Origin of the sequence: Mycobacterium sp. NPDC048908 (genome assembly GCF_043197955.1) — a bacterium.
Lineage (GTDB): Bacteria > Actinomycetota > Actinomycetes > Mycobacteriales > Mycobacteriaceae > Mycobacterium.
In genome coordinates this window covers 1-11,189 of the sequence record NZ_JBICUE010000003.1, presented here as the reverse complement: position 1 = coordinate 11,189, position 11,189 = coordinate 1, and the positions used below count along the sequence as shown (strand labels likewise).

4 protein-coding genes are annotated in these 11,189 nt (G+C 64.7%); all 4 read right to left on the bottom strand.

Annotated elements, in window-relative coordinates:
• Nucleotides 1-35: 35 nt before the first annotated feature.
• A complete protein-coding gene (locus ACGFK1_RS08880; protein ID WP_393427904.1) occupies nucleotides 36-1,481 on the bottom strand; it encodes a condensation domain-containing protein in 1,446 nt (481 codons plus the stop codon).
• A 46-nt stretch (nucleotides 1,482-1,527) separates the two neighbouring features.
• Nucleotides 1,528-7,764, bottom strand: a complete 6,237-nt coding sequence (gene pks2 / locus ACGFK1_RS08875; protein ID WP_393428442.1) for a sulfolipid-1 biosynthesis phthioceranic/hydroxyphthioceranic acid synthase — start codon at nucleotides 7,762-7,764, stop codon at nucleotides 1,528-1,530.
• A 1,180-nt stretch (nucleotides 7,765-8,944) separates the two neighbouring features.
• On the bottom strand, nucleotides 8,945-9,469 hold the full coding sequence (locus tag ACGFK1_RS08870) for a hypothetical protein (protein ID WP_393427903.1): 525 nt from the start codon (nucleotides 9,467-9,469) through the stop codon (nucleotides 8,945-8,947).
• Nucleotides 9,462-10,817, bottom strand: coding sequence for a molybdopterin-dependent oxidoreductase (locus tag ACGFK1_RS08865; RefSeq protein WP_393427902.1), 1,356 nt, complete (start codon nucleotides 10,815-10,817; stop codon nucleotides 9,462-9,464). The genes ACGFK1_RS08870 and ACGFK1_RS08865 overlap by 8 nt, the downstream gene beginning before the upstream one ends.
• Nucleotides 10,818-11,189: the final 372 nt, after the last annotated feature.

Genomic DNA, 11,189 nt, shown 5'->3' with positions numbered 1-11,189 from the left:
TCGGCTCTCCTTCTGTCTGTCCCGGCCGCGTTCGGCTAGACCACGTTGCGCAGATGCGCCACCACGTCGTAGCCCTCGGCCGCACGAACGAATACGGACTTCAGCACCTCGACATAGCGGAGCACGGACTCCCGCGCGACAGGATTGTTGGGGAAGGACACCATCAGCGAAACCTCGTCGAAGAGCCGGATGAACGAGGAATACAGAAAGGCCGGTGTCCTGCCGTCGATGTAGGCAGTGGCATTCGCCCCCCTCAACGCGGAGGCGACGACGGCCGAAAGCGGAGGAAGCCCCGCGTCCATGTAATTCATCATCGTGTACTGCGGCCCGTACCTCCTCAGCCACGGCGCAAGCTCCAACACGTGATCGAAGGGCACATGCGCGAGTTCGGCGTTCTCATCAAACGAGGCTTGTGTGGCGCGAGCAGTCTCCTCGAACGATGTCGGATCGACCGGCACGGTGATCGGAACGATACCGGTGAACCAGCCCATCGTCGTGTACTCCTCTGGAGTACTCCGCTTGTCGATGGGCGTCAAGCCGTAGTAGGTGTCGGCACCGGTCAGCTCGTAATGCGCGATCGCGGCACACGCGAACAACCCACCACTGAACCGCACACCGGCTTCAGCGCAGCGGATTTCGAACTTCTCCGTCTGCTCCGGGTCAAGGAACTTCTCGACGACCAGGTCGCCGCCGCAGGCGATCGACTGGTCACCGAGCGGCAGTGGGAAATCGGGCAGGGTGCCGCCGTTGCGCTCCGCGAACTCAATCCACTTCTGAACCTGCGGAGAATCGACGGTCAGGTTCGCGGTGTATTGCCGTTCGCGCACGCAGAAGGCGTCATGGCTACCCGTCGGTGGCAGCGGCACAGGGGCGCCACCCGCCGCCAGAGCACGGTACATCGCCACGATTTCCGCATAGAGTCCGGTGATCAAGGCGGGATCGCAGTGGAGGTGATCGACGATCACGTAGAACGCGAAGTGATTGTCGTACTGAATGATGCCGAAGCTGAAGCAATCCCACTGCAGGGGGTCAGGCGTCGACATCAGCAGCTCATGCCATTCGGACGGGGTCAACTGACCGTGCCTGGTGGGAACGAACTCGATATCCCGTGGATCGGTGATCGTGTGCCGAACGATGTTCTTGTAGTCGACGTACTCGAACCAGCTTCGATAGGTTTCGTGCCTGCGAAGATGTGCGTTGATGACGTACGTCATCGTGCGAATGTCGCACCGTCCCGGGACATCCCACGAACCCATCACCACCCTCGAGTAGTCGACGCCTCGTTCGGCGAACTCGCAGAAGCCGCGCAGGTGACCCGCTTGCATGTAACCGATGGGCACCGGGCTCACCGGGGCGCTGCGCGCCTTCTCACGCGAAGCGGCAGACCCATGCCATGACACGACAGATCCCGAACCCGGATCCCAGTCCTCTAGTCTGCCGGTGATCAGGCCGACGCCCGCCGAGCCACCTCCTATGAACATGCCCTCTCCTTCATTCGAATACCTGATAGCACCGGACATTTCGACGTCAGGTCCGCACTGGGGCGGTTGAGGAAGACGCCAACTTCTCGCATAGCAATGCCGCCAAGCCCTGGATGGTGGTGATGTCCGCCGATGTGATGCGGACGCCGGTCTCGGACTTGATATGGGTGCGAAGCTCGAGGTTGCCCAACGAGTCGAGCCCGTATTCGGAAAGCGGACGGTCCGGGTCGATGGTGCGGCGCAGTATCACGCCGACCTGATCGGACACCAGGCGCCGGAGCCGCGTTGGCCATTCCTCCTTCGGCATCGAGCTCAGCTCGTCGAGCACTCTACTTGTGTCCGTGGAACTTTGGCCGGTGAGTTGCAGCCGCTCGGCGAACCGGCTGCGTTTCGCGAGCGCGGTGAACCAGGACGAACCCGATAGCGGCGCATATCCCGTGTACGGCCGGTCGTGGCGTAGCAGGGCCTGGAACGCGTAGGCGCCCTCTTCTGGCGTGATCGCCGTGTCTTCTGCCTCAGCTACCGCAGTTGCGCGTCCCACCTCGGCCCACGCACCCCACGCGATCGCTGTCGCCGGAAGGCCCTGGGCTCGACGCCATTTGGTGAACGCATCCAGCCAGCTGTTCGCCGCGGCGTAGGCGCCCTGTCCCGGTGAGCCCACGAGGGCCGCGGCCGAGGAGAAGGAGCAGAACCAGTCGAGTGGCTGCGCTGCGGTCGCCCGGTGCAGGTGCCAGGCACCGTACACCTTCGGAGCCCAGTCGCGTTCGATCAGTTCATCGGTGATGTTCTGCAACGTCGCGTCCTCGACGATGGCGGCCGCATGCAGGACGCCGCGTAACGGAAGCCCGGTAGCGGTCGCCGCCGCCACCAACCGTTTCGCGGTGCCGGGTGCGGTGATATCGCCGCACTCCACCACGATGTCGCCGCCCATCGCGCGAATGAGATCGATGGTCTCCAGTGCCTTGTCACTTGGTTGCGACCGTGAGCTCAACACGATGCGCCCGCAGCCTTCCGCGGCCATCTTCTCCGCGAGGAAAAGACCGAGCCCGCCAAGCCCGCCGGTGATGATGTAAGCCCCGTCAGCGCGCAGGATCTGGGCTTGTTCGGGCGGCACCACCACGCTGGTGTGGCCTGCTCGCGGAATGTCGAGCACCAGCTTGCCGGTGTGCTGGGCCGCGCCCATCACCCGGATGGCGGTGGCCGCATCCGCGAGCGGGTAGTGAGTGCTTTCCGGCTTCGGAAGCGACCCTTCGGCGGTCAGCCTGTACACCTGCTTGAGCAGGTGCCGAACCTGGTGCGGGTGGCTGACGGACATCAGCGCCAGGTCGACGCCGTAGAAGGCGAGGTTGCGCCGGAAGGGGAAGAGGCCCAGCTTGCTGTCACCGTAGATGTCGCGCTTGCCGATCTCGATGAAGCGTCCACCGAGCGCCAGTAGCTCCAAACCGGCCCGCTGCGCCGCCCCGGTCACCGAGTTGAGCACGATGTCGACACCGGCACCGTCCGTATCCTTGCGGATCGCATCGGCGAACTCTGTGCTGCGCGAGTCGTACACATGCTCAATGCCCATGTCGCGCAACAGTTGACGACGCTCTTCGCTGCCCGCGGTGGCGAAGATCTCGGCTCCGACTGCACGGGCGATCGCGATGGCCGCTTGTCCGACACCGCCTGTCGCGGAGTGAATCAACACGCGATCACCGCTGCGGATTCGCGCCAGATCGTGCAGGCCGTACCAGGCGGTGGCGTGGGCGGTGGTGGTCGCGGCCGCTTCGCCCTCCGTCAGACCCTCGGGCAACTTGACGGCGAGGTTGGCATCGCAGGTGACGAAGGTACTCCAGCATCCGTTACCGGAGAGGCCGCCGACGCGGTCACCGACCTTGTGGTCTTTCACCCCTGGCCCAACGGCGGTCACCACGCCTGCGAAGTCCGTCCCCAACTGCGGCAGCCGGCCCTCGAAGGTCGGATACCGACCGAACGCGATGAGGACGTCTGCGAAGTTGATGCTGGATGCCGACACGGCAACTTCGATCTCGCCGGGGCCAGGTGGAACTCGGTCGAACGCAACGAGTTCCATCGACTCGAGGTCGCCGGGAGTGCGAATCTGCAGCCGCACACCATGGCGCTCGTAGTCGACGTCAGCGGTCTGCCGCTCGTCGGCGCGCAGCGGGGTGGCGGTCAGGCGGGCCACGTACCACTGGCCGTCACGCCACGCGGTTTCGTCCTCCTCGGACCGCGCGAGCAGTTGCTGCGCGAGTTGCTCACCACCGGTGCGGTCGTCGACGTCGATCTGGGTACCGCGCAGTTGCGGATGCTCGGTACCGAGCACCCTCATCAATCCGCGTAGCCCCGCCTGTTCCAGGTTGGCTTGTTCGCCGGCGAGAATGGTTTGCGCGTCACTGGTTATCAGGTACAGGCGCGGTTCACCGGGCACTTCCGGCAGTTCGCGAATGATCCGCACGACATGACGCACGTACTCGCCGCCACGGACCGCAAGCTCGTCGTCGAGACTGCCGTTTCTGGGACCCGTCAGGACGACCACACCGTCGAACGCATCGGTGCCAAGGTGCTCCCGCAGCAGTTGCGTGTTGTGCTGATGGTCCGCGTGGTGTGACCAGGACATCGAGGTGCACTGCGCCCCAGCCGCTTTCAACGCGTCGGCCAGGTTCGCTGCGCCTGTCTCCGCGGTCGCCGAGGTGCTGATGATCAGCCAGGCGCCAGGATGGGCGTCCGCGACCTGCGGCAGTTCACGCTTCTCCCATTCGATGGTGAGCAACCGCTCGCCGAGCACACGATCGCGCTCACTGGCCTGTGACACACCGGTGCCCATCTTGAGCCCGCGGACGGTGGTCAGCACGTGCCCGTCCTCGTCGAGGATGTCGATGTCGGCCTCGACGCCTGCCGCGCCGGCCTCGGTCACTCGCGAGTAGCAATACCGCGCACGGTGGGCGGGCCCGTGGGTGCGCAGCTGACGCACGCCCAGCGGCAACAACATGCCGCCGTTGGCGACCTCGCCGACACTCGGATGCGCTGCTACCGATTGGAAGCAGGCATCCAACAACGCCGGATGGATGAGGTAGCCGGCCTGTTCGGAGCGAATCGACGCGGGAAGTGCTACTTCCGCGAGCACGGTCGCGCCACTTCCTTCTGCGGTGTACGCCGCTGTGAGACCGCCGAACGCGGGACCAAACCGGATGCCCCGCTTTGCCATCCAGTGCCGGATCTGATCTCCGTCGACCCGGCAGGGATGAGCGGCCAGCAGGTCAACCATGTCGTGCAGGGCGGGATCCTCGACGTCCTCGACGGCGTGCAGTACCGCGTTGGCGTGCCGCACGTTTTCGCTGTCCTCTGACGTCTCGACCGTGAACTTGGCGACACCGCGCCCCTCCATGGTGGCGACGGCACCGACTGGTGTCTGCTCGTCGAGCAGCAGCATCTGCTCGAACGTGATATCGCGAACTTCGGAGGCGGTGCCGAAGACCGCTTTCGCCGCGGTCAAGGCCATCTCGCAGTACGCGGCCCCGGGCAGTGCGGCAGCGTTGTGGATTTGGTGATCGCCCAACCACGGATGCGCCTCGGTTCCGACCTCGGGCTGCCAGACGTGGCGTTCGGGTTCCTCGTTCAAACGCACATGGGCACCCATCAGCGGGTGGGCAGAAACGGTCCACCGGCCCTGCACACGGGAGTCCCGCGGGCCGCGCGACACCAGCAGTGGTCGATGGGTCCATGTGGGCAGCGGGGCGTCCACCAACTCGCCAGTGGGATACAGGGTTGAAAAATCAACTGCGGCACCCGCATTGTGCAGATCGGCAAGGAAATCCAGCAGCCCATGGGGCAGCTCCTGCTCGCGCCGCATGCCAGCAAGGGCAGCCATCGGAATGCCGAGGTTGCGCCCGGTCTGATTGACAGCGTGAGTCAGCAGCGGATGGGGCGACAGCTCCGCGAACACCCGGAAGCCGTCCTCCAGCGCGGCCTGCACCGCCGCCGCGAAGCGCACCGTGTGCCGCAGGTTGTCCACCCAGTAATAGGCGTCGCACACGGGGTGCTCGCGGGGATCGAACGAGGTCGCCGAGTAGTACGGGATCTCCGGCGTCAGTGGATTGACCTCTGCCAGCGCATCGGTCAGTTCGTCGAGAATCGGGTCGACCTGAGGCGAGTGTGATGCGACGTCGACGGCCACCTCGCGTGCCATCACATCGCGCTGCTCCCATTCCGCGACCAGCTCGCGAACCGTCTGCGTCGCGCCACCGATCACCGTGGACTCCGGTGAGGCGACAACGGCCACCACGACATCGCTGATGCCTCGCGACATCAGCTCCGAAATCACCTGCGGAGCGGGCAGTTCCACCGACGCCATCGCTCCGGAGCCAGCGATTGTCGACATCAACCGCGACCGTCGGCAGATGACGCGCACCCCGTCTTCGAGCGAGAGTGCGCCAGCCACCACGGCCGCAGCGGACTCGCCCATCGAGTGGCCGATCACGGCGCCGGGTTGCACCCCGTACGCCTTCATCGTGGCCGCCAGCGCGACCTGCATCGCGAAGATGGCAGGCTGGATCCGGTCGATGCCGTTCACCGTCTCAGGCGCTGCGATCGCTTCGGTCACCGAGAAGCCGGCTTCCCTCGCGATCAGCGGCTCCAGTTCCGCGACGGCCTCGGCGAAAACCGGTTCGGTGGCCAGCAATTGGACGCCCATGCCTGCCCATTGCGAGCCCTGTCCGGAAAACACCCACACCGGTCCGCGATCGTCACGGCCGACGGCGGGCTGGTACGGCGCGTCGCCGTCGGCGACCTCGCGCAAGGCGGCGAGCAGCCCATCGGAATCGCTCGCGATGACGGCCGTCCGTACCGGACGGTGTGCGCGCCTGCGGGCTAGCGTGTAACCCAGGTCCTGCGGCGCCACCTGGTTGTCATGTGATTCGAGCCAGTTCGCCAGTTGGCCAGCGGTGCGGCGCAACTCGTCAGCCGATGTTGACGAGAGCGCGAACATCAGTGGGCCTGCGGGCTTTTGCGGGCCGGAGTGCGCAGCGGTGGCGTCGGGCGACTGTTCGACGATGGCGTGCACGTTTGTGCCGGACATCCCATACGACGAAACCGCCGCTCGGCGAGGGTGCTGGCCGTTGGTCGGCCATGGCGTGTTGGCCTGCGGCACAAAAAGTTTGGTGTCGATCTGGGCCATCTGGTCGGGCAGGCGGTTGAAGTGCAGGTTCTGCGGAACCACACCGTGCTGCACGGCGAGGACGGCCTTCATCAGCCCGAACGCTCCAGCTGCCGACTGAGTGTGCCCGATATTGGTCTTGACCGATCCCAGCGCGCACGGCCCATCCACCCCGTAAACGGTGGCCAGGCTGGCGAACTCGATGGGATCGCCCATCGGCGTACCAGGGCCGTGTGCCTCGACCATGCCGATGCTGTTCGGCTCGACGCCCGCTCTTGCCAACGCCGCCCGGTACACCGCCATCTGCGCGTCCATCGACGGCGTGGTGATCGTATCGGTGCGGCCGTCCTGGTTGGCGGCAGTGCCGCGCAACACAGCCAGAATCCGATCACCGTCTCGCTGCGCATCGGCCAATCGCTTGAGCAGCACGACCGCGCAACCGTCGCCGGCCACGAACCCGTCCGCGGCCACGTCGAATGCATGGCACCGTCCGGTGGGCGACAACATCCCCGCCGCGGAGCCGCCGGCGAACCTTCGCGGATCCAGCATGACGTTCGCGCCGCCCGCGAGCGCCAGATCGCTCTCGCCGTCCTTCAAGCTGCGGCACGCCATGTGGATCGTCAGCAGACCCGATGAACACGCGGTGTCGACGGTGATCGCAGGCCCATGCAGCCCGAGCGCGTGCGAGATCCGCCCCGACGCGATGCTGAAATTCGCGCCGGTGACGCCGTACGGCCCTTCCAGGACGTCGGTGTTGGCTGCCAGCAATTCGTAGTCGTTTACTGTCAAACCCACGAAGACGCCTGTCAGCGAACCGGCCAGGGCCTCCGGCGTGAGCCCCGCATGCTCCATGGCCTCCCATGACGCTTCGAGCAGGAGACGGTGTTGCGGGTCCATCGCAGTCGCCTCGCGTTCGCTGATCCCGAAGAAGTCGGAATCGAAGCCGGCGACGTCGTCCAGGAAGCCGCCCCACTTACACGGCGACCGCCCCGGCACGCCCGGTTCGGGGTCGTAGTACTCGTCGACGTCCCATCGGTCGGATGGAACCTCGGTGACCAGGTCCGCACCACCTATCAGTGCATCCCACAGCTGCTCGGGTGAATTGATTCCGCCCGGTAGCCTGCAGGCCATTCCGATGACTGCAATGGGATGTTCATCCACGTCAGAGTTACCCTCTCGTCAGCGTCTGCTTCGCAGACCTGGGTTCGGATTTTTGCAGGACTGCGTTTCTATTTACGGAAAATGGAGAATTTGTTGGCTCAAGCCTGAGGCCAAATGAGGGGGACGGCAAGTCGGCGACGACTCCGCGCGCTATCCAGATGTGCCTCATGAATTGCGCCGGATGAAAACCAATGTTGTCGGCCGTGCCGTCCACAACTGCATGGCTCGCAGGCGTGTGGTGGAAGTGTATACACGGCTACACCCCGGCGCGAAGCCCGGCCCAGCGACGGTAAAACGGCTGGACCGGCAAAGTCGGTTGCGACGTCAACAGTCACAACTACCCCCTGCGGTCGTCTAGCCCCTACGAGCCCCATCGCGGATGTCTCCGCAAACATGCCGGTCAACGTATCAGTCGTTTCCCAGTTATGGGAAGTGACTCCCATATTTGCGCTACCTGTCGCACGAGCCACAGCCCGACCGGTGATCGCCAGCACACTGTAGGCGTGACTCTGGCAAACCACTCACCCTACTGTCGCCGCAGTCGTCGAACCGGTGCAGACGCCGCGTCGAAGCGAGGTCGGCTGCGCATCGTCACCAGTGAGGATCAGGAAATCTGGCTCACGGAGGCCGGCCGATAGGGACCTGGAATGAAAACGCTGATGGTCAGAAATTGGCAAAACATTTCCCGAATAGGAAAGATTTGCTCTTCGTCGGCGGCGCCAACGCGGCGTTATTAGCACACGGCCGGAGTTCGAGCAACATTTTGCCTTGCCGTATGACAACGTTTAATTTTTATTCTTTGTGACATAACCGATCGAAGCGTAAAGGTATCCGAGGGTATTCACGGCAAAAGCCAATGGCGGTACATACAACCGCATCTGCGTCGATAGTGCGCATCAATCTGCAGATTTGGCAAAGGAATACGGATTGGCTGATGCTGACTCAGCGACCTCCGCGGCTTCCGTCAGCCACCTGTCGTTGTGTCGTCAATATGCAAGATCAGCGAAGAAGGTGGTGGGCGGAATTGGTTGGCGGCGTTGAGAAGACGGCCCAAGTCGAAGGTCTTGACAGTGCGGGTCCGAGCCCGCGGCGAGCATGAACGCTCGCGGGCACCGTTCGGGCCACGCCCTCCGGTTGATGGCCGACCGCATTACCCGCGCTCGTCGGTCCTGTCCCGCCGCAGGCGCGACACAGCGACACGGGCGGCATAGGCGATACCGCTGAGCGCGAACATGACGGCGGTGAGCAGCAGCCAACGGCCAAGGAACGGATCCTGGGTCTGACCGGTGGCCGCCCAATATGTGAACGCGCCCTGCTTGATGATGCCCGGCAGGAACACCAGGAATGTCAGCGCGGCGGCAAGGGCCGGCACTCGCAGGTAGTTGACGACCGGCACGTGGCTGTGTGCCGCACGCGACGCGCCACGATGCCGGCCAGCGGAGGACAACACCCGGTCGACCGCTGCGTAGATCGGGAACAACACGAGGTCGTGGGCGATGATCGAGGCGGCGAACCACACCAGGATCGACTGCCACCACACGTGGCGATTCCACAACGCGGACGGCCCGATGGTGATGACCACATAGCCGGCCAACGCGAACCCGACGATCAGCGCGATCAAGTGAAGCGGGTGGGCGCCGTAGACACCCCGCCACCGCGCGATGGCGTTACGCATCGTCGCGCCCCTGAAAGGTGATCGAGGAGACCCACTTGGTGTTGTGGACGCCGGGTAGGGCGGGCACGATGATTCGCGCGGGGTAGCCGTGGTCGAGCGATAGCTCAGCACCGTTGACCCGCAACGCAAGTAGCGCATCGGTGTGCAGCACCTGGCTCCCCTGCAACGTCGCCCGGTTGAACGCCCCGAAGCGTTCGAGCGACGCCACCCGCGCGGAGTCCGGTGCGGCCACACCCGCCAGTGCCGCCAAGTCCGCCAGTCGCACGCCGCTCCATGACTCGGTCGTCGACCACCCCTCCACGCACGCGATCGGCAGTCGGGCGCTGTGCTGAGGCATGGCCAGTAAGGCGGCGCGGTCGAATACGACCTCGCGAGGTCCACCTCGCAGGGTGAGCCGCCAACGGTCACCGGTGAGCGTCGGCGTGATCCCGGCCAGCAGCGCAGTCCTGTTCACCTGGAAGTCGTTGGGACCGTCACCGCGAGTTCGGCCGCGGGGCAACAGCAATGCGGCGTGACGTGTGAAGCCGCCCAACGTTTGTCCCGCGGTGATGACCGCCATGAACAGCGCGCCCCCGCCGATCAGCATCAGCGCGCCGCGTCGGCTCATCGTGGCCGGAACGGGTTCGGCGGCCACCAGTCCGTCGGGTTCGTAGCGCTCAGCGCGGGTGTGCGCGACGTCGGTGCGCAGCACCTCTGGCCATGACAACGACCGCAGCCCGGTCCACATCCGCGGGATTTTGATTGCGATGTGCACCAAGAATCCCGCGATGAACACCCAGGCGCCGTAGTAGTGGGCGGTGTAGAAACTGAACCCGAAGATGTAGTCGTATTGAATGTTGAGAACACCGGTGATGAGCTCGAAGAGAATGCCGCCGACCAGCATCACCAGCGAGATCCGTTCGAGCAGTTGAGCAATCGACCGCATGGGTGGCCACACGAACAACTTCGGGATGACCGACCACAGTTTGGCGAGAATGACCGGAATGATGATCAACCCCAGGCCGACGTGCAGACCCTGGGTCAGTCGGTACAGCCACGACGGCGTGGTCGGCCAGTCGAACGTGGGCAATTTGAGCCAGCCGACGTCCCCGGGAATGGCCTGCCCGAACTGTGGGCCGTAGGCGATGTAGGACAGCAGCCCGGTGATGATCACCACCGGGAGGGCAACCAATAGGACCGAGCCCAATGTCGATGTCAGCCACAGTCCCCGTAGCGGGCTGCGCCATCGCTGGAGTCGTTTGACACCCGGCGGAGGATGTCCCGCCAGCGCCCCCCGCAACCGGGTCGGGAACGCGTGGCGGTCGCTGTCGTCTGACGCGCTCACATCATCGAGATCGGGTTCATCCATCGTCTTCGCCTGTGCCAGTTGTCTGTCCCTCTACCCAAGCTTGCATCACCGCTCGACCGTCCGCGCGATCCATCGACGTAGCCTATGGCCGCCATAGGCGCGGCGAATGACTCGGACGGCGCGGACACGCGAGGCTGCCGCAGCGATCAGCGGGCTTGCCGCCGTTCTCGTCACGGTCGGCTTTCCAGAGCAGCGTTGAAGACGCCTGCGCCACGTCTCGCCCATCGCGAGGACCGATTGCGGCCATATCGCACCCATATGGCTCACCCGGACTAACTGTGATGTCCAGGGAGGTTGGTCAGTCGTGTGATCGGCGGCTGGCCTCCGATGGCGGAGTGGGCTCGGTGGTGATTGTAGAAGTGGAGCCAGCCC